This window comes from Candidatus Pristimantibacillus lignocellulolyticus, assembly GCA_023639215.1.
Lineage (GTDB): Bacteria > Bacillota > Bacilli > Paenibacillales > Paenibacillaceae > Pristimantibacillus > Pristimantibacillus lignocellulolyticus.
Genome location: CP097899.1, coordinates 459980 through 480463, shown reverse-complemented (window position 1 = coordinate 480463; position 20484 = coordinate 459980). Strand labels below are relative to the sequence as shown.

Sequence of the window (20484 nt, the reverse complement as noted above, 5' to 3'; positions counted from 1 at the left end):
ATCGAGGTCAATTATGAAATAGAAAACTGGGAGCGGTGATGGAATGAACATAGAAGCAGTTTTTGAGCAGTTTCCTAACTTAAAGTCAGATCGTTGCATATTGAAGAAGATTGAAGATCATCATCTTGAGGAAGTTTTCGAAATCTATAACAATGATAAAGTATTTGAATACTGTGGCATTATACCAAAACATAATAAAGATACTGTGAAAAATATGATTGGGCATTTTGAGAGAGATTATAATAAAAGATCAAGGATTAAGTGGGGGATATTCGCCAATACTGAACCAGATATTTTGCTTGGAATAATTGAAGCTGTCGACTTTAATCAAAAGGTAAATGTTGTGACGATTGGCTACTATTTGTCGGAATCACATTGGGGAAAGGGTATCGCTACTGAAGCTGTAAAAATATTAATCGATTTTTTGTTTATGGATGTCAATGTCAACAGAATTCAAGCTGAAGTAATGCCTCGAAATGAGACTTCAAAGAAGGTACTATTGAAGAATGGCTTCATGAAAGAAGGAACATTGAGACAAGCTACCCTATGGGCAGGAAAAGGAATAGTCGATTTAGAAATATACAGTATTTTAAAAGAAGACTATGTAAAATGATGATGAAGTTATAGATAATATACAAAAGCCCATTCTCTTAGTATATAAGCGAATGGGCTTTTGCGTATTATCTTCACATTAGAATTGAAGGCTAGAAGAATAAAGATGAGTAAAGTGCAGATTAAACTGTTAATTTACGAGTTTCTTTGACAGAGTGCCGTCCGCTTGCCACAAGTAAAAATATAGAAATAATGATAAGTATAAAACAGAATACAAATGAGTAACGGTAACCTACAATAGTGGCTAATCCTCCGCCAACAAGACTACCAATCAGTCTGTCGATTGTGGATGAATTAGAGTAGAGTGTTGATGCATATCCAGGCATGTTGGGAAGCAGATCTTGGATGTAGCTTATGCCAATCGCTGAAAAAACGGCAACGAAAACAGCCAGTAGAATTTGTGCTGCAAATAACTGCCACATCTCACCAGAAATAAGGACAACGAGATAATAAGCTGCTCCTAAAATTGTCCCGAACATCATCAAAATTCGGTTACTGTACTTTGCACTAAGTAAACCGAGCATAATCATAAAAGGAATTTCTAAAGCTGCACAAATACTGCTGACTAGACCGACATCGTTGGTCGTTCCCCCAAGATTGTTAGTAATAAAGAGGGCAGTATTGAGGGTGCTTGTCCAGTGAGCGATATATATGAATATTAGTACTAGAAAAGGAAGTAGTATATTAATATTTTGACTGAGCCGGAACCTTTTTACTTCTTCATTACTGATTTTAAGTTTTGTATTTGATTTAAGAAATAGGAAAACAAGTAAGGCAATAAGTAGGAAAACACTGATCGTACCTGAGAATATCCCGTTAAATCCAACAGCAGCAATTAGCAGTGTACCAATTAATGGACCTGTAATAAAGCCAAGGGAAAAAGCAGCCCGCAAAGTAGAATTAGCAAACGCATGGTCAGTAGAATTGCTATTATTTACTGCTTCTCTAGAAATTGCGAACAATTGAGGCATTCCTGGTGAACCAAGAGCAGTGAACACGGTCATGTAGATGAATAAGATTGTAAAGTCCTTAATTAACAAGTATCCACTAAATGCCAGAGCATTAAAGAGCGTGGCGACAAGATAAATGCTTTTGCGATTCAAGCCGAGGTCAGAGCGTCTCCCAATTAGTGTACTGATCCATATCCCGGCAATCAACGTGGCAGCTAGAAAAATACCAAACATTCCGACAGATACACCAAGTTGTTCCGTGAAATAAATTGATAAAAAGGGTGCGCTGAGTGAAATAGCCATTCCCTGCAGTAACATACACAAAAAGAGTAAGGTATATGAGGGGATAGAAAATAGTGCAGTGAGTCGTTTGAACATGATGTAAAGTTACTCCTCTGTATTTGTTTAGATTGTTAATGATCTCTTAAAAGTATACTTGAAATGAACAGTCCTAATATATACGCTATTTGACCAGAAACATCAACGATTTGGCTCTATGTATGACTTATTTATTATAATGAGATTATAGGCATTATGAAGTATGTAAAAATGGCGACAAAGGGAAATTTCCCTTTATCGCCATTTTTTTGAGTATTATTCCATCAATTATCGTATATGATCCGCTGTTAGATCAAGCCAGTCTATTTCTGCCTTAGTTAATTTAACGACTGCTCCTTCGTTGCAAGATGAGAGCTCAGCTTCACTGCGAGCTCCAATCAATGCACAAGTCGGAAAAGGCTGATTCATGACATAGGCAAGTGCAATTTGTATAGCAGTCAGCCTTTTTTGTTCCCCAAGCTGCTTTGCTCTACTCAGACGCTCCCAATTCGCATCATTATAAAATACACGGACCAAATCGGCATTTTCTCGATTTTCTGGTGTGAACAGACCTGTAAAGAAGCCTCTAGCTTGCGAAGACCATGAAAGTAAAGGCATTTGAACTTCCTCATGCCAATGACAAGTTTCTTCATCTGCCGAAATACAATCTTTCCAGAATGGCTCATTAGTTTTAGCAAGACTTAAATTAGGACTGTTGAATGTAAAGCCTGTCAATCCCGCACGTGTTGCATAGTTATTAGCTTCTTGTATGCGCTGCCAAGTCCAATTGGAAGTGCCAATAGCCTGTACTGTACCAGCCTCTATATATTCATTTAATGTTTCAATAATATGTTCTACAGGTGTACTTGGATCATCACGGTGCAGAGCGTATAGATCAATGTAATTGGTTCGTAATCTCTCTAAGCTAAGCGAAAGATCGTATGCAATGTCCTTTTTAGACAATCTCGGACCATTCTGATCATGATGCGCACCTTTTGTCAAAATGACTAATTGATCCCGATTCCCTCTGTCCTCGATATATCTGCCAATTACTTCTTCACTTTGACCACCACAATATATATGTGCAGTATCTAAAGAATTTCCGCCGATTGCAATAAAAGCATCCATATTTTTTTGAACAAGCTCATAACTGTCATGGAAGAAATAATCAGTACCCTTCATTAATCTTGAAACGGGCTTATCGCATCCTGCGATTTGTATATATTCCATTGTCTACACCTCTATTCGCTTAGTTCTACTCTCGTTTTTCCCCGTGCTGAAGCTATACATGCATCTATAATCTTCATATTGTGTACGGCATCTGTTGCATCAAATGGAAGTGGTTTCCCTTGAAGAACTGCCTGAGCTAGGGCATCAGCTTGCAATGAATATGCATTAAGAAACGGAACCGATACTTTATTTTTTTCGCCAGATTTAGTGACATAGAAATGACCACTTTCTTCGGTTGGCGTGACGAAGGCTGAAGGAACTTCGATGATTCCCTCAGAACCTAGTACTTCAAGTGGGTTACGGAATGCTGACCACATTGCACAGTCAAATTGAAGTGAGACATCGCCTTCAAATTCAATCAAGCCTGCTGCCATCATATCTACATCACCATGAAGACTCGAAAATTGTGCTTGTACTGTGACAGCCTCTGGTTCTTTACCTAGTAACATTCTCGCAGCAGTGATCGGATAGCAGCCAACATCGTAAATTGCTCCTCCGCCCCATTCCTTTCGATAACGGACATTGTTAATATCATTAGCGTTATTGAAAGTAAAGCTACTGCGAATTCCTCTTACCTCACCAATCTCTCCACGATCAATAATCTCCTTAAGCTGGGTGTATCTCGGATGATAACGATACATGAAAGCTTCGGCTAATATTACTCCGGCTTCTTTGGCAGCCTGTACCATTCTCTCTGCTTCTTCTGCAGTTAATGCTAATGGCTTTTCGCATAAGACATGCTTTCCTGCTTCGATTGCCTTAATTGTCCATTCATAATGTAAATGATTTGGAAGTGGTATATAAACTACATCGATGTCTGTATCCTGTAGTAATTGTTCATATGAACCGTATGTTTTCGGAATTTGAAATTTAACAGCAGTTTCTTCTGCTTTATCTAAATTTCTACTTGCAATAGCTACTACTTCATTGAAATTTGATTGAAGGATGCCTGGGATAACTGAATTAACTGCAATTTGAGCACTCCCTAAAACTCCCCATTTAAGCTTGCGATCAGACAATTGATTCACTCCTTAATTAGTAGTATATTGTGATTATACTTCTAACAATATGAAATTAAAATAATAGTATTTTGTTGGTGAATAAAACAATATTGTCATCGAGGTGAATTTATTTGAGACGTCAATACCATATGGTTACATTATCTGAGAATATTTATTTCATCTATCCTGAGTCTGTTGGTCATTATATCTCTGAGCCTGATCATATCGTAAATCGTAAGCCTAAACAAATGATTAGTTATAATATTCATGTTGTTGAATCGGGCTATGGCTTTGTTGAATTAGATGGTATTGAGCATGTTCTAGGACCTGGAGATGCTGTATTTTACTATCCGCAACAGGAGCAAAATTACTATTCCAGTAAAGATCAGCCTTGGAATATTCGTTGGATTCACTTTTATGGAGATAAGCTAAAAGATTATTTACTAAGCAATAACATTAAACCAGGTCAACTGTGGACCTTAAAGCAGACTGAACTTTGGATCAAACTACACGATGAATTGATGCTAGAGGCAGAAACCAATCTTATGCTTAATCCGACGCAATTATCTGCTAGGACGTACGCATTAGTCGTTAATTTTATTGAGCAAGCCATTCCTTTAACGGAACGGAAACAAGGAGGAACTAATAAAAAAATATTAGATTTACTTCCTGAAATGCAATCTTCTGCTACTGAACCTTTTGAACTCGAATATTGGTCAAGCAAAGTGGAGGTAAGCCCGCACTATTTCTGCAAGCTCTTCAAACAGACGATGTCAATTACACCAATGGAGTTCATTACAAGATGTAGGCTGCAAATCGCTAAGCAATGGCTGCTGGAGCGCGGTGATTGCTCTATTGGTCAAATCGCTAATGAAGCGGGATACCCAAGTGTTAGCTATTTCAATAAACGATTTATGGAATATGAGAAAATAACCCCTACAACCTACAGAGAATTGTATGCGATGACGATAGAGTAAAATATATTATGAGGGAAAATAAGAAGTAACGTGAAGGTAGTCTTTGCTTAACTACGAGCGAAGACTATAACTGCAAGTGTGTATATACTTGCAGTTAATTACTCTATGAGGTTGACATACTATTATCTTGCTACTATGTACATATATTAGGCTCAACTCATGTTAGAGCTCTGCTTCTTGGATAGCCTGCTTTCCTAAATTCGTAATAACGATATCTTCCATAGGTGGGTTATGTAGTCCGAATCGAACATCACGATATAAGCGCTGTAATGGATGGCTGACTGCTAGACTATGCGCACCGACTATTTTCATTGCGATATCAACAACAGACATCGCGACTTTTTGAGCAAATACTTTTGTAGCTGTAAGCTCTGGTATAAAGCTAGTGTCGTCCTGAGTGTGATCTCTATTATCCCAACGCTGCGCTACACTATACAGAAAATGTCGAGCTGTATGAAGCTCGAGCTCCATTTGACCTAGTTGTTGAGTTACTGAAGGCGTATAAAGAATTGGCTGAGCTAACGTACTTGGTTGATAATCCTTTGCAAATCGTAACGCTTCGCTTCGTGCTGCAAGAGCAATGCCTAGGTAGCAGGCAGGAATATGCAGTAGAGAAGGAGCCGCGGTAGAAAATCTTTCGCTTGGATAGTAGTAGACTAAATCTTCTTTCGGCACGATGACATTTTCTAATACGAGATCATGACTAGCCGTTCCTTTCATTCCAACGACATTCCAAGTAGGATCAATCGTTATACCTTCGGTATGTCGATTTATAATAAATTCTACTGTTCGCTCCTCATACACAGCCGTGACAATATAGTAATCTAATACTGGTGATAATGAAGTAAAAGTTTTACGACCATTGAGTAGAAATTTATTATCGGGTAACGCAATAGCTGTGGTTTGTGGTTTTCCTCCACGCTGAGGACTTCCTGTTGATCTTTCTGTTGCAGCGCGATTAACAATCGCCTGTTGCTCTACAACATTTTTATTTATTTTCTCCACTTGATCCTCAGACCATAGTTGCCTCTGATTCAGGTCATACATCACACTTAAATGCCATCCAATGCCTAAGGCAATCGCGGCATCTCCTTGAGCTAATCGTTCTTGATAGAGAACAAGTTCATATATCGATATCCCTTGGCCCCCTGATGCTTTTGGTACGGTGTAAGCTGGATAGCCAATTTTACGTAATGCCTCAATATGAGCATATGAGAAACGATTTTCCAAATCAGCCGCATGTGCTTCCTCAATAAAGGAATCAGCTAGCTCACCTATTATCTTCATTTTTTGTTCCTGCTCATCAGTACGAACAAACATCGATTGTTGCGTAAGCATATCGTATCATTCCTTTTTTAGAGAATAACGAATGTAGTTAGAATATTATAGACGAAGTTAACAATACAATCTATTTTATAGTAAGATATCGGGAATTGATAGGATACTGTTATGTATTGAACTAACTAATTAATTATATTATTAATGTTGTTTGAATTAGTGATTGTTTACACGAAAGCATTACAAAAAATAGAAGCCACTCTTATTAGATGGAAGTTTCAAACTACCATTAAGGAGGGCTTCTATTTATTTTACGATTAAGAGTAACGATATCTATCCTTTATTCAGAAACTGGTTTATATTAACTTTCTGTCCAAGACGAGAACTTTCAACAGCTGCCATCACCATTGCCATACTATAAATGTTGTCGCTACTATCTGTTTCAGGCTTACGATGTTCGGATAAGGCTGTGAACATGTCCTCAAGACAGCCTTGATGGAAAGTCAGTGGCATTACGATCTCTTCTCCGTTCAATCGATCATACTCATTCATAAATTTTCCTTCTTGTGGCTCAGGCTTCATGATATCTGCATAAGGCAGACCATGTCCATCCCATATTGCTGTCCCTTTGTCGCCAATAATTCGCCATGATGCTTCCCAAGACGTTGGAGCGCCTTCTGCACACCATGAGCCGCGATAATCGAATACTGAACCATCAGACATTTCAAATATACAAAGAGCCATAGCATTTCCCTTATACCAAGAGCCTTGGGGGTTAAATTCATGACAGTAAACGGATACTGGATCTGCTCCCAAGATCATACGTGCTTGATCGAATGTATGGATCGCCATATCTAGTAGAAGAGGGCTTTCCATAGCATCTCGGAATCCTCCAAAATGTGCACCTATAAAAAAGTCAGCGCTTACAAAACCGACTTTACCAATCGTATTGTCTGTAATTAATTTACGAAGAGCACGAATTCTTGGATCGAATCTTCTGTTTTGCATGATAGCATGTGTTTTTCCATATTCCGCTGCCATTGAGACTAGTTCATTACATTGGTCAATCGTTTCAGCAAGTGGCTTCTCAGCAAGTACATTACAACCAAGCTTCATAGCAGTAGAAGCGATGGAATAATGACTAGCAGGAACTGTAATATCGAGAACTAGATTAGCACCGGTAGCTTGAATCGCTTCACTAATATCAGAAAATATCGGACATTGGAGGTCTTTACGCTCTGCAAAACTTTTAGCTGCTTCAGGAAAAATATCGACAAGACCAACTATCGTTGTATCTTCACGAGTGAGAGCATAATCAGCCCAGACGTTAGCCATATTGCCACAACCTGCAATAATCACTTTATAGATTGACATGTTGATGTCTCCTCTTCTAGATTGGATTAGGTACATATTGTCCGCCACGACAAGATTTCAAATAATTAAGAGCATAGACTTGCCCGGTCATTTCTAATTCATCTTTATAGACAGGGTCATGCCAGCCTTCGATATCAATTGAACCTTTATATCCATGTTGGCGTAAAATCGTAATAATATCTGACCAGTTGCTATCACCAAAACCAGGAGTGCGGTGCCATACAAAAGGTTTTGGACCGTGAACCCCATACTCTTTCACAATATCCCATGCAATGCTAGCATCTTTACCGTGCACATGGAAAACTTTATTTACCCATTTTCGTAATTGCGGAATCGGGTCGATTAAGCTAACCATTTGATGGCATGGTTCCCACTCTAGTCCGATATTGTCTTCAGGTACTGCATTGAACATAAGCTCCCATGCTGTAGGATTATGAGCGATGTTCCAGTCTCCACGCTCCCAAGTTCCACCCATATCACAGTTTTCAAATGCGATACGAACTCCTTTATCAGCTGCACGTTTAGTAAGTTCGCCAAAGATTTCTTTGAATTTAGGTATAGATTCCTCAATGGGAAGATCGGTTAGTCGGCCTGTAAACCCAGAAACAATAGTTGCTCCGAACAAGTGAGCATGATCAATTAATCTTTCCCAACTTGCTAAAGTATCCGAGTTGTCGCCTTCTCCAGTAAGCGGATTACCGAATACGCTTACTGCTGAGATAACAAAGCCGTGCTCATCAGAAAGGGCGCGAAGCCGCTTAGCAAGCTCTTTCAGATCTGTTCTTCCTGTTGTCTGCCAAAATGTAGGATTAAAAGACTCAAAACCATGACCCACAATTTGCGGAATGACATGATCAGCATTGCCACCATTAACGAGCGTTCCAATACGAATTGACTGTTCCATACTTGTTATCACTCCAATATTGTCATATATTATTGTTAGTATCCCTATTATAGATTAGTTTTTATAAGGTTGCGTTATCCGATATTGGTGGGAATTAGTCTTATATTGTGGAGGTGTTCAGGCGCAGATGAGTTATCCGAAGGAATTATGGGAAGATACACAACTTACGCAAAAAGCATATCCTATTCAAATATTTCCGAATAGAGCTCGTAACATTAAAGAGGGAGATTGTATCCTTTATTTGCACTGGCATGTACATCTAGAATTAATTATTGTACGGAAAGGTCAGGCAGTTATTCATATCGATAGTCGTCCCATCGAAGTTACAGCAGGTGATGTATTACTTGTACCTGGAGGAAGTTTGCATGTAGGCTATTCACAATCTGATGAAGATTTAGAAATGGATTGTATTGTATTCAACCCAGCTCTGTTTAACGAGTGGATGAATGATCCTACTCATGTTCAACTATTATCAATGTATCTAGAAGGAAAAGCACAGTTTCCACTATTAATCTCACAATTCGAAGAGTGGGATAGTCAATATAAGATTGAACTGGATGAAATAACAAAGGAGTTTCTTAATAAAGAAATAGGATATCAGCTCATTGTAAAAGCGAAGCTTTATGCTTGGTTAGTGAAGCTTGCTCGATACTACAGTAAACTTCAACCTGTTGCCATAGAGAGAGAGCCGTATTTCGCAAATCGAGATCATTTTAAACAATTGATTGATTGGGTGAAAGAGCATTATACCGAGAAATTATCCGTTAAGCAGGCAGCCATGAGGGTAGGTCTTGATCAATTTTATTTCTGCAAACAATTCAAAAAGCTAACCGGTAGAACCTTTATCGAATATGTTAATGTCTGCCGGGTAAGTGAAGCGGAACGTCTATTACTTAGTAGTCAAGCGACAATTGGTGAAATTGCTACTCAAGTTGGTTGTGAGAATGCCAACTATTTTACAAAGCTCTATAAACAGTACAAGGGGATTACACCTTCTGATGTACGCAGACATCATCTAGGAGATAACTAAATTACTCATAATAGCTACATAGCAATGTCATATATTTAGGTCAAAATAGTAGCGTAACTATCGCTAAGAAAAAATGTACCAACAGTAAAAGCAGACTGCTTTTACTGTTGGTACATTATTAATTTGTTTATTGAAACTTACAGATCTATTCATTTTTCAGCGGGAAATACAATGTAATCGTCGTACCTTTATCTTCTTGACTCTCAATCGTAATACCATAAGGATCACCATAATAATAACGGATACGATCATGCACATTTTTCACTCCTATATGTTCTTCATCGACCATATCAACAGTGGCATCAAGTTTGGATTGAAGTTCTGTTATTTGCTTTGCAGTCATTCCAACACCATTATCTTTAATATGAATAAGAAGATGTTTGGATGTAATAGAGGAACTTATTTCGACTTTACCTTTCCCAACTTTTCTTTCTAGCCCGTGAACAATAGCATTTTCAACAAGCGGTTGTAATATGAAATGCAAAATAACAGCTTGCTCACTGCCCGTTACTAGATTCTCTTCATACTCAATTTTGTCTCCGAATCGTAATTGTTGTACTTTAATATACAATCTTATTTGTTGTAATTCTTCTTGCAGGGTTAATGTTTCTTTACCAGTGGGAATAAAGCTTCGGAACAAATGTCCTACAATCCCAATCATCTCTGCCGTTTCACGATCTCCATTCATAACTACTTTCATCTGAATTGTTTCTAATGTATTGGCCAAGAAATGAGGATTTATTTGACTTTTTAATGCGCCATATTGCGTCATTTTTTGCTGAACCTTTGCATCTGAAAGTCGCTCAATATATAAATTTAAGTCAGCGACCATCTTACTTATTCCGCTGTATAGCACACCGAATTCATCGTTTCGATTACTATCAAGTTTGAGATTAAAATTACCTGTTCCAACTAGTTTGACTTGTCTACTCAATCGAATAATTGGTTGCGTCACGCGTTTGTATAGTATGAATAAAAATAGTAACGCGGTAGCTAAAGATAATAAAGCAAGTGCAAAAATAATATTTTGAATGTTTTTTGCATACTTAATCATTTCATATTCAGAGATATATTGTACGACCTTCCATCCAGAATAAGAGGAATCTACATAATTGACATATGACTTAACATTTTGAATATTTGCATAGAAATAACCAGCATCTGAATTGGTGTAATCTACTTGTTCTAGCTTTTCTGTAATCGTAAGTAAATTATTATCAACCATAGTAGGATCAGTTGCATAGATTAAATGGTTGTTTTCATCTAGAATTAAAAACTTTCGATTTGTTATTTCTGATTTAATTAATATTTCACGTAGTGAATCTAATCGAATATCTACTAGGATGACACTTAACGCTTTTGTCGTACCACTCTTGTTAATTACTCTGGAAATGGAAATGACCGAATCTAAAGCATCGACACGATGAAAAGGTTTATGAGTTCCAAATAATACGATTTGTCCTTTCGCGTCGATCGTTCGCCTGTACCATTCTTCTTCCGTAAAATTACCAATATTATAGTCAGCGCGATTGAAATTAGCGGAATAAAACACTCGGTTTCCCGTATAGATCTGAACACTATCTACATTTTTAATAGACATTTCGATTGTACCAACAAATTTCTCAATTACATTTTCATATTGAATTCGCAGATCTTCTGAGTTATCAAGCTGTGTATTTGGCCATTGCTCTAGTGCTAGCTGTAGATTACTATCCATCAACGAAGTAATTGTTCCTTTTTCGATATTCTGTAAGTATTGATCTATATTTGATGACAAATTGGTAAGGATGAGATGGGAACTACTCCCATGTTCGGTTTTCACAACATTAACGGCAGTAATGTAAAGAACAACTGAAATGATTAGTAAAGGAACAGTTATCGTACCAATAATAATAAAAAATATTTGTCCATTGAGATGTCCTACTTTAGATAGCTGAAAGTACCTCCATTTTTTTAGCATATTACATTAACCCCAGTTGTTTACGATATACGGTAGGTGTCATATTCGTAACTAATTTAAATGTCTTAACAAAATGTTTGTAGCTCCGATAACCACTCATATTACATATATCTACTACGGAATGCTGTGGATCGGCTAGACATTTTTGTGCATATTTAATACGAACTTCTGCTTGGAATAGAGAGTAATTTTTGTTCAATTTCTGTTTGAACAATCTACTTAGATAAGATGGATTGTAAAAAAAGCGAACAGCAACCATTTGCAACGTAATATCTTGATCGATGTTATCAATAATAAATTTTTCGATTTTTGGAAATAGTTGATCATCTCGCAACAAATCTGATTCTTGATGAGCGTTAGAGTAATCTCGATTGAGCTGAACAATCCATTCCCCTATTCGATTGATAAGATGTTCTAGTGATATAAAATCGTCAAGAAAAGATAGATTGAATAGGCGATCGTTATATATACCTTCGATTTGAATATTGTTTTTTTGGGCAAAACGAACGGTGATACTAATTAGTTCCTGCATATATGCGAGTAAAGATTCTGGAGAAGCATGTGCTAATTGTTTTGTGAATTGTAATTTAAGCGTTTCAATAGATTTACTAGCATCTAGTTGCAGACATTGAAGGATAAGTTGCTTCTCATTGTCATCTAATTGAATAGGCTTTTTCTTAGCTGTGGATGGCGTTGTTATCAATGCGTAATAATGTTCTGTTCTAAAATAGCGTTGATAGAGGTTAATCTCTAGTAATTTATATCGTTGTTGTAATTCGGATAAATGATGCGTTGTTTCGCTCTGTGATAAGAAGAGAAACATACCCGTATCTTTATATATCTTTTGTAGCTTATCGTTAATAGAGTTTCGCTCGGCTACTATTTTCACTTCAGTGTTGATGGGACAGAGAATTAGACCATAAACTTTATTCTTCCAATAATAAGTAATAACTTTCAATTCACTAGTATTCCCAACTAATTGACTAGTAGATTCTTGTATTAATTGTTCAATGGCAGCATGCCAATATTTATTGGTAACTCGATGCCCATTAGTAGATGGAATATACGAAAAGATGAAAGGTGAGAAACAATATTGATCAATGTTCATAGTTCCGATAAATTGGGATGTTGACCAATCGTTTTCCTCAGTCAATATGGAGCGGATAAAATCACTAGCCTTAAATTGTTCATGAAGGATAAGATCTTTTTCGATGCTTAATTTATGTAAATGTAGTTGTTGTTGCTCAAGTAACAGCGTTGAACATTTTTCGATCGTTGCTAAACTAATGTCGTATTGTAACGGCTTTAGTAAATATTCAGTAATTCCACCAAGCTGAATCGCACGTTTTGCGTATTCGAAATCACTATAACCAGTTAAAATGACAAATAAACTATTAGGTAACTGCGATCTAAGTTGTTCAATCATATCAAGTCCATTTAAAACAGGCATTCTAATATCAGTAATGATAAGATCAGGACGTTCCTTTAATGCTAATTCTATACCTTCCTGACCATTTTCCGCTTCAATAATAGTAGTGAAGTGTAGGTTCTCCCAATCGAAATAATATTTAAGTCCTTCTCGAATAATTGGTTCATCTTCCACTAGCATCAGTTTGAACATATGGTCATTTCTCCCTTCAATAACTTGTTGTAAGAGCGACGATCATGTACACACGCTAATTCTATTACAGTATATATGAAAATTAATAGTAGTAACTCCATGTATGAACATAATGTTATATGCTATTTCACTGATGTAATAATACTACCCTAAATGTAAAAATAGGGGTATGTAATTATTTTAAAAACTTCGCAACTAGCGCGCAACTATGTTTAATTGTTGCGCGTTTCTTTCGTTAATAAAAGCTATTTTGTATTTTTACTAGGAAAAATGATTGATCTTTATATACATCGCTACACAATCTTAAGAAACATAACATATATCCTAAATTCCCCCCCTTATCATATGAAGTAATTGAAAATAGAATTGTATTAATTGTTACGATTAATTTTTGTTATTTTTGTAACAAGATAAATAAAGTTTTCATTGTTTTCTTCAAGAATTAGATTTACGTGGTAAATATTCGTTAATTGAGGAGGAAATGAAGTGGGAATGAAGCGAAAGAAACGGTTAGTTAGTTATTTATTAGTTTGTATTTTAAGTGTATCCATGGGGTTAATTGCAAGTGCAGAGAAATCAGAGATTTCAACGCAACCTACTCCATCGTGGGTTTCAAATGAGGTTGAAACATGGAAGGATCTTGATTTATTACGGGGTGACTCGCAAGGTAATCTATTGCTTCAAAATGAGGTTAGTCGAGTAGAGTTCATTACATTTATTAATCGTATTATGAATCATCAAGTTGAAAGTGATAAGTTGATCAATGATGTTCCTGAAAATGCGTGGTACGCATCGGAAATGAAAAAGGCAATAGCTGCTGGCATTATACAGGGAGATGAGAAAGGAAATATGAATCCTACTCAATCATTAACTAGAGAAGAAGCAGCTTTAATTCTTACACGTATATTCCAATTGATTAAACCTACGGAGGAAATTCAATCATTCCAAGATCATGATACCATTTCAGCGTGGGCGAAGGATGCAGTATACACGTTGAAACATGCAGGTTTTGTAGTAGGTAATTCTGCAGGTAAATTTGAACCTAAAAAGTCGATTACAAGAGCGGAAGCAATCAAAATGATCAATAATGTGATGGGTCAATTAATTGCTGATGATAAAGTACATAGTAATATTACTGGTACTAATTTAGTAGTTAATACGGCTGGTAGCACACTATCCAACATTAGTTTAGCAGGTAACTTATACATTACTGTTGGTGCTGAAGAGGGAACAATCGTATTAGATAATGTCAATGTAGCCGGTACTATTTATATTAACGGTAGTGCAAAGGTAATTATACGTAACAGTCGTGTAGAACAGCTTATTGTAAATCATGCTGATGTTTCAACTACGATTGAGTTAGAGGGTAACACAACGATTGCTAACCTTACGCTACAAACAGCAAGTCAGTTAGTTGTAGCTCCACAATCATCTGTAGTTACGTTAACGGTAAATGCAGCCTCTTCTGTAACAGGAACTGGAACGATCAACAAAGCGCTTATTAATGCTGATAATGTGAGCTTTAGTCAATCTCCTAAAAAAATAACTCTAACTGTAAAAAAAGTCACCATTGCTGGAAAGGTATTAACTAAGGAAGAACTAGAGAAAGACCCATCAGATAACAATACATCCACAGGACCAGGAACATCTACTCCATCTCCTAAAGTAACGGAGCTTTTCACTTACGAACAATTATTAAGTGTCGCTAAGCCTACTGATTCAGAAGCATTAGTGCAACAATATATTCGTTTCCTGCAAGATCCATCGTATACACCGTCTATAGCGAATTCTGCTACTGAAGTACCAGACTTTACGAATGCGCTTACATTTGTAAATGCTGATTTTGATGTAAAGCCATCAATCTTTGCTTCTTTACGTGGTATTAATACTTCAATACTGAATAAGGATCGGACAATATTATGGATTGGCACAGATGCAGGAGTAACACAAATTAAATTATCCGACAATGCCATGAAAAGCTACAACGTAGAGAATAAACAGTTGACTGATAATCGCGTTTTATTAATTATTTCAGACGGAAATACAGGAATATTTGCCATTACCGAAAATGGGGTTTCACATATCTATCAATAAGAAAGGGGATAAATTACATGAAGTTCAAAAAAATAATGATCGGTGTAATGTCAACGTCTCTACTTATGAGTGCATTTGCTATGCCAACATTTGCAGCAAAGCTTCCAGGCGCTCAATATTCTACGGTACAGTTAGAAGCTGTGCCAACAAAGGAAATGACATATTATAAGAACGGTTCCTCATCTATTCCTGCGGATCTGAAATGGATAACAGATTCTAGCGCTTTAGAGTTTCTCCCACTATCTGTAATAGGAGATGTGACTAGCGTCGTTCTGGACGAAGGTGTCTATTGGATTGGAACTGAAAATGGGCTGCAGCGTGTCAATTTTAGTGAGAAAAACGCAAATGATATTGTGCAGTATTTTGCAGGTCCACGTTATTTATATGGTGGAGACGGATTAGTTACAGGCTTAGCTAGCGACAATGAGGGCGGGATTTGGGTAAGAAACGCTAGCGGTGTAACACATATTGCAATGCCAGAAAAAACTATGGCTGAGAAAAATGAAGCATATGAACGAGTTGTTCGTGATGTTCATGATCGATATGGCTTAACTTCGTATGCAAACTTTAATTTTACTGAAACTGATGGGAATTTCAATGGAATCAATTATAGCTCGGATACTGGTATATTAGATGCAACTCCAAGTACGTCAGATAATGATGGATTGTGGACATCGATGTATGGGATGGGAGAAATCTTTCGTTTTGCAGCATTAACTGAGCAATATGGAACTAGTCCTACTATTGAGCAGCAAGCTGAAATTAACGAAGCAAAGACAGCTGCAATTCGTGCAACTAAAGCCGTTTTACTACTTAGTTATGTTTCTGGTCGTGGAAATGGTTTTCCAGCCCGTTCGTTCATGCTAACAAGTGAAGCTTCTGCAGCAACGACAGATGGTACGATTTATGGCCAACAATCGCAAAACGGCTTCTGGTTCCAACATGTAGTTGGTGAAGATGCGGTTAATCCAAATGGTATTATTCCAAGTATGGAAATTGAAGGTCAAACACCAATTGGTTACTCCATTGTCCGTGTAACCAAAGATGCAATGACTAAAAAAGGATCACGTCTGTTTCCATCTGGTGGGACAGATGTAATGAACTACAATGGTATTGCACTTAGCAATGAGGCAATCAATGCATTAAATGAAACACGTGCAGACGGGGAGAAACTAGGAACCGATATTTATACTATTGTTGAAACGGTAGATGGGGAAGAAGTTCATCAAGTTCTCCCAGTTATTACTACAGTGACCAATAAAGCCTCAGCCAAAGAAGATAAAACAACGAATGCAACCAATAAGCCAATATTCCAATTAACAGCTCCTGTCTATGAGCAAATTCCAACATACTTTAATGATTTGTTCCCTAGTAGTGCCATTAATGGCGAAGGTAACATTGATATGAACCAAATCGTGTATAAAGCGGATACTTCTTCAGATGAAGTAGATGGTCATTTTGCATTATTGTACACAGCATACAAGTATCTAATCGGTGATACTAATGATGTAGAGTTGCTGGAACTGAAATCCTTTGTTGAAAAGAGTACACATCACCTGATGGAATTAATCCTTAACGATGATCATTATTACGTTGAAGATGCAACTGGAAAAGCTACACAATGGTCTAGATGGATTGCTCAATATTTCAACGATGGTATTGGCAATATGAAACAAAAAGAGCTATGGAAATATAGTGTTGGTGTAGATGAAAACGGCGATGATGCACTTTCCTATGGTTATGAGGATGGTCCGTTGAATGTACTACAAATTATGTCATTCCTCAAAGCGGCAATTGTGATCACCGAAAATAGCGACATGTATTCACATGATACAGAAAAATATAAAGTTGCCTATGAACTTGCGTTCAATGGAGGGTATAGCACAGAAGCTCCATATGTGAATGGTAAAGGTTATATTAATATTGCTCAGGAATATATTGAGCGTCGCATCATCCGTCAAGCAACGAGTGCTTACTCTATTAATGGAAATCAAGTAGTAAGTCCTGGTACTTGGGATATCAATAATTATACTGGTGAAATGGAAGATGACTCCAATATTAATGGAACGCTTCATAATGATTGGACACAGTATATTAACTATTCTGATGAAGAATTAGGTTGGTTCCCTATATTTGTTCTAACAACTGCAGAAACAGATCCAGCAAAGCATGCTCTGATCGCCGCTGCATTTGATCAATGGTATGAAAATGAGATTCGTGAAGAGAATCCTTTCTACACTTTCCTTTATCAAATTGTACATCCAGAAAAGACTGATGTAGAGCTTGAAGCTGCCGTTCGTTATTTATATCGCTTACCACAATATCTGATTACATTCCCAGTAGAGTGGAATCGTCAAGATGTACTGTACATTGAACCCGGTTATCGTGATGATTATGTTCAAACTAATTATGTATTAGCTCCAGATGAAAGAAAAGCAATGAAAAACAACACTAATCCATTTGAAGCTGATGGACAAATGCAGAGCGCAGATCCCAATTATAATTACAATTATGGTGGTATGGAAGTAGGTTTTACTTTTACTATTCCATATTGGTTAGGTCGCTATTTTGAAATAATTAAAGAATAAATCTCGATATCTCCAGTGGTGGCTGATCATTCATATTAATTTTTGTGAATGATCAGCCATTTGTACTAAATAAATCTTAAGAAATCAAACATGATAGCTAAAGTTACAACATAGCTAGCAACTTTAGTTCTTTTTATACTAAAAGAGAAGTAACTGATAGGTTTATGGAGATAGAGATGGATCATTAAAGGGAGGGTATTTAATTATGAAATTGGGATCATTAAAGTCCATCGTTTCGCTCATTCTTCTGGTGACTGTGCTTATGATGCTAGCTGCTTGCTCTAACGGGAATAGCAGCCCTAATGCAGGAACTGTTAACACGGAAGAAACAAGCACACCAGTAACAAGTAACGATAGTAGCAGTGAAAAGATTAAATTAACTTTCCAAAATGCTTATCCAGATGAGACAAATATTCAGCATCGTGTCATGAAGCAAATCGTTGAAAATTACATGAATGAAAATCCAAATGTCACGATTGTATTGGATTCATTAAATGGAGATCAACAAAAAATAAAACTGAAAACACAAGCAGCTTCCGACAGTATGCCGGATATTACAGTAGTGAATGCAAGTGCTCAAATGGAGCCATTCGTAACAGCTAATAAACTAGCGCCTCTCAATGACATTTTGGCAATCGATGGTTTAGGGGATAGTTTTCAACAAGGGATTTTAGATTATTTTACTTTTGACGATCAAGTGTATGCTTTACCTGATGGAAATAATGTTGCAGTTGTCTATTATAACAAAACATTGTTTGAACAAGCGGGTGTATCTATTCCGACTACCTTTGATGAATTATTAATAGCTGTTGAAACCTTTAGTTCGAAAGGTATTATTCCAATGGCTATTGGTGAGAAGGAAACATGGACCGGATCGTATCTATTTATGAATATTGTTCTTAGACTAGCAGGTCCTGGTTATTTGGCGGATGTTATGAATGGAACGAAAACATTTAATGATCCAGCATTCGTTGAATCTATTTCGAAAATGGAGCAATTAGTACAATCAGGTGCTTTCCAAGAAGGAGCAACATCGTATGACTACGATATGGCTAGTAGCTTATTTACGACAGGTCAAGCAGCTATGTACTTTATGGGAACATGGGCTACAGCTGAAATTGAAGATGCAGGCATTGCAGATGAAGTAGGAGTATTTTCTTTCCCAACAGTAGATGGGCAGGGAGATGTTAATGAATATATGTTAGGACCGGGTACAGCCTTTGCACTTTCAGCTAATTCTCCTAATCTAGAAGCAGCTAAACTGTTTTTACATTATTATATGAAGAATTATCCAATCGTTGCGTTTGAAATGAAAAATGCAGTTGGATTAGCACAAGATGTTGAAGGTGACTTCGCATCTGCAGGATACTCACAGCTTGCAATTGAAGTTCTAGATTTATTCAAAAGTGTAACAGGCGGAGATATTGCATTTGATAGTACGTTGGATGCTAGTACAACACAAATACATTTGAATAGTATCCAAAACGTATTTGTTTCTGAAATTATTTCAGAGGATGTGGCTGCAGAGCATCAAGCTGCATTTGAAGAAAATAATTAAACGGTTGAGCTAGTATTCTGCTCTCAAGATGGAGGAATATAAATTGAACTTAATGAAAATATCTTGGAGAGCGCTAGCAATCTTTGTCTTACCTTGTTTGATACTCTATTTTTGTATTGTATTCGTTCCAATTCTAATTTCAATTTATTATTCTTTTTATGATTGGAATGGAATTGGAGAGGCACAATTCGTCGGCATTTCGAACTATATTGAAATGCTGACGAAAGACAAAGTATTCTGGCCCTCCTTTATGCGAACGATTTGGTATGCTGTGTTTTCTATGCTTCAAATTCCAGTTGCATTGTTACTTGCTGTATGGTTAAGACGATATGTGAAAAAACCTAACTTTTTAGTCTCTAGCTACTTCTTACCAGTTATATTATCAGTTGTTGTCATTGGTCAGTTATGGAAAAGTATTTATAATCCTGCTTCAATGGGAGGATTATTGAATAATATTTTGATTAATGTCGGACTTGAGGGTTGGTCTAGAGCTTGGCTATCTGATCCAGATGTTGCGATATATGCTGTGATTTTCGTTTCATTATGGCAGTACCTAGGATATCATTTACTGATTCAATTTACAGGTATTCAAAATATTCCTACTGAAATTTATGAGGCAGCTAGAATTGATGGGGCTGAAGGTTGGAAATCTGATAAATATATTACATTTCCACTGGTAGTACCTGTATTCAAAATATCCCTTGTATTAGCAATCATTGGATCATTAAAGACATTAGATATGGTACTTGTTATGACCGGAGGCGGTCCCGGCAATGCTACTCAAGTTGTCTCAAGTCATATGTATAAAATTACGTTCTTATCGATGGAGTATGGCTATGGTAGTACTATCGCTGTATTTTTAATTGTAGCTTGCTTATTGTCTACTCTTTTACTAAATGGACTATTTAAAAAATCGGAGGATGCAATTCAATAAATGAAATCTAACACTTCGATTAAAGTCTATGTAGAAAAGAATAGAGAGGAGTGAG

At 36.8% G+C, this 20484-nt stretch carries 15 protein-coding genes; 7 read left to right on the top strand and 8 right to left on the bottom strand.

Features of this window, described 5'->3' with window-relative positions; all coding sequences use genetic code 11:
* Positions 1–43 precede the first annotated feature (43 nt).
* Positions 44–613: a GNAT family N-acetyltransferase gene (locus tag NAG76_02035; GenBank protein URN95060.1), complete on the top strand. Its 570-nt coding sequence runs from the start codon at positions 44–46 to the stop codon at positions 611–613.
* 121 nt (positions 614–734) lie between these two features.
* Here the strand turns inward: NAG76_02035 and NAG76_02030 are convergent, their stop codons facing one another.
* From NAG76_02030 to NAG76_02020, 3 genes are all read right to left on the bottom strand, one after another.
* Positions 735–1940 carry a sugar efflux transporter gene (locus NAG76_02030; protein ID URN95059.1) on the bottom strand — a complete coding sequence of 402 codons (1206 nt, stop codon included), beginning with the start codon at positions 1938–1940 and terminating at the stop codon, positions 735–737.
* 228 nt (positions 1941–2168) lie between these two features.
* Positions 2169–3110 (bottom strand): aldo/keto reductase, encoded by a 942-nt coding sequence (locus tag NAG76_02025; protein URN95058.1) that lies wholly within the window; start codon positions 3108–3110, stop codon positions 2169–2171.
* Positions 3111–3121: 11 nt separating this feature from the next.
* Positions 3122–4129 (bottom strand): Gfo/Idh/MocA family oxidoreductase, encoded by a 1008-nt coding sequence (locus NAG76_02020; protein URN95057.1) that lies wholly within the window; start codon positions 4127–4129, stop codon positions 3122–3124.
* Positions 4130–4242: 113 nt separating this feature from the next.
* Here NAG76_02020 and NAG76_02015 point away from each other — a divergent pair, with 113 nt between their 5' ends.
* Positions 4243–5088 (top strand): AraC family transcriptional regulator, encoded by an 846-nt coding sequence (locus tag NAG76_02015; GenBank protein ID URN95056.1) that lies wholly within the window; start codon positions 4243–4245, stop codon positions 5086–5088.
* 162 nt (positions 5089–5250) lie between these two features.
* Here the strand turns inward: NAG76_02015 and NAG76_02010 are convergent, their stop codons facing one another.
* From NAG76_02010 to NAG76_02000, 3 genes are all read right to left on the bottom strand, one after another.
* A complete protein-coding gene (locus tag NAG76_02010; protein URN95055.1) occupies positions 5251–6426 on the bottom strand; it encodes an acyl-CoA/acyl-ACP dehydrogenase in 1176 nt (391 codons plus the stop codon).
* A 273-nt stretch (positions 6427–6699) separates the two neighbouring features.
* Positions 6700–7740, bottom strand: a complete 1041-nt coding sequence (locus NAG76_02005; GenBank protein URN95054.1) for a Gfo/Idh/MocA family oxidoreductase — start codon at positions 7738–7740, stop codon at positions 6700–6702.
* Between the two features lie 16 nt (positions 7741–7756).
* Complete coding sequence (locus tag NAG76_02000; GenBank protein ID URN95053.1) at positions 7757–8644, bottom strand: sugar phosphate isomerase/epimerase; 888 nt, start codon at positions 8642–8644, stop codon at positions 7757–7759.
* A 127-nt stretch (positions 8645–8771) separates the two neighbouring features.
* Here NAG76_02000 and NAG76_01995 point away from each other — a divergent pair, with 127 nt between their 5' ends.
* Positions 8772–9674, top strand: coding sequence for an AraC family transcriptional regulator (locus NAG76_01995; protein URN95052.1), 903 nt, complete (start codon positions 8772–8774; stop codon positions 9672–9674).
* A gap of 145 nt (positions 9675–9819) precedes the next feature.
* Here NAG76_01995 and NAG76_01990 read toward each other — a convergent pair whose 3' ends face one another.
* On the bottom strand, positions 9820–11634 hold the full coding sequence (locus NAG76_01990) for a histidine kinase (protein ID URN95051.1): 1815 nt from the start codon (positions 11632–11634) through the stop codon (positions 9820–9822).
* Position 11635: 1 nt separating this feature from the next.
* Positions 11636–13255: a response regulator gene (locus tag NAG76_01985; protein ID URN95050.1), complete on the bottom strand. Its 1620-nt coding sequence runs from the start codon at positions 13253–13255 to the stop codon at positions 11636–11638.
* Between the two features lie 492 nt (positions 13256–13747).
* Here NAG76_01985 and NAG76_01980 point away from each other — a divergent pair, with 492 nt between their 5' ends.
* The 4 genes from NAG76_01980 (at position 13748) to NAG76_01965 (ending at position 20429) form a co-directional block, all read left to right on the top strand.
* Positions 13748–15349, top strand: coding sequence for an S-layer homology domain-containing protein (locus tag NAG76_01980; GenBank protein ID URN96742.1), 1602 nt, complete (start codon positions 13748–13750; stop codon positions 15347–15349).
* Positions 15350–15366: 17 nt separating this feature from the next.
* Positions 15367–17937, top strand: coding sequence for a hypothetical protein (locus NAG76_01975; protein ID URN95049.1), 2571 nt, complete (start codon positions 15367–15369; stop codon positions 17935–17937).
* 205 nt (positions 17938–18142) lie between these two features.
* Positions 18143–19495 carry an extracellular solute-binding protein gene (locus NAG76_01970; protein ID URN95048.1) on the top strand — a complete coding sequence of 451 codons (1353 nt, stop codon included), beginning with the start codon at positions 18143–18145 and terminating at the stop codon, positions 19493–19495.
* A gap of 43 nt (positions 19496–19538) precedes the next feature.
* On the top strand, positions 19539–20429 hold the full coding sequence (locus tag NAG76_01965; GenBank protein URN95047.1) for a sugar ABC transporter permease: 891 nt from the start codon (positions 19539–19541) through the stop codon (positions 20427–20429).
* The last annotated feature ends 55 nt before the right edge of the window (positions 20430–20484 follow it).

Bases quoted from the DNA above. Each gene is read 5' to 3' on its own strand.
- NAG76_01975 (URN95049.1), top strand. From the start codon at position 15,367: ATGAAGTTCAAAAAAATAATGATCGGTGTAATGTCAACGTCTCTACTT.
- NAG76_02035 (URN95060.1), top strand. From the start codon at position 44: ATGAACATAGAAGCAGTTTTTGAGCAGTTTCCTAACTTAAAGTCAGAT.
- NAG76_01980 (URN96742.1), top strand. From the start codon at position 13,748: ATGAAGCGAAAGAAACGGTTAGTTAGTTATTTATTAGTTTGTATTTTA.
- NAG76_02010 (URN95055.1), bottom strand. From the start codon at position 6,426: ATGCTTACGCAACAATCGATGTTTGTTCGTACTGATGAGCAGGAACAA.
- NAG76_01995 (URN95052.1), top strand. From the start codon at position 8,772: ATGAGTTATCCGAAGGAATTATGGGAAGATACACAACTTACGCAAAAA.
- NAG76_02000 (URN95053.1), bottom strand. From the start codon at position 8,644: ATGGAACAGTCAATTCGTATTGGAACGCTCGTTAATGGTGGCAATGCT.
- NAG76_02005 (URN95054.1), bottom strand. From the start codon at position 7,740: ATGTCAATCTATAAAGTGATTATTGCAGGTTGTGGCAATATGGCTAAC.
- NAG76_02025 (URN95058.1), bottom strand. From the start codon at position 3,110: ATGGAATATATACAAATCGCAGGATGCGATAAGCCCGTTTCAAGATTA.
- NAG76_01990 (URN95051.1), bottom strand. From the start codon at position 11,634: ATGCTAAAAAAATGGAGGTACTTTCAGCTATCTAAAGTAGGACATCTC.
- NAG76_01985 (URN95050.1), bottom strand. From the start codon at position 13,255: ATGTTCAAACTGATGCTAGTGGAAGATGAACCAATTATTCGAGAAGGA.
- NAG76_02030 (URN95059.1), bottom strand. From the start codon at position 1,940: ATGTTCAAACGACTCACTGCACTATTTTCTATCCCCTCATATACCTTA.
- NAG76_01970 (URN95048.1), top strand. From the start codon at position 18,143: ATGAAATTGGGATCATTAAAGTCCATCGTTTCGCTCATTCTTCTGGTG.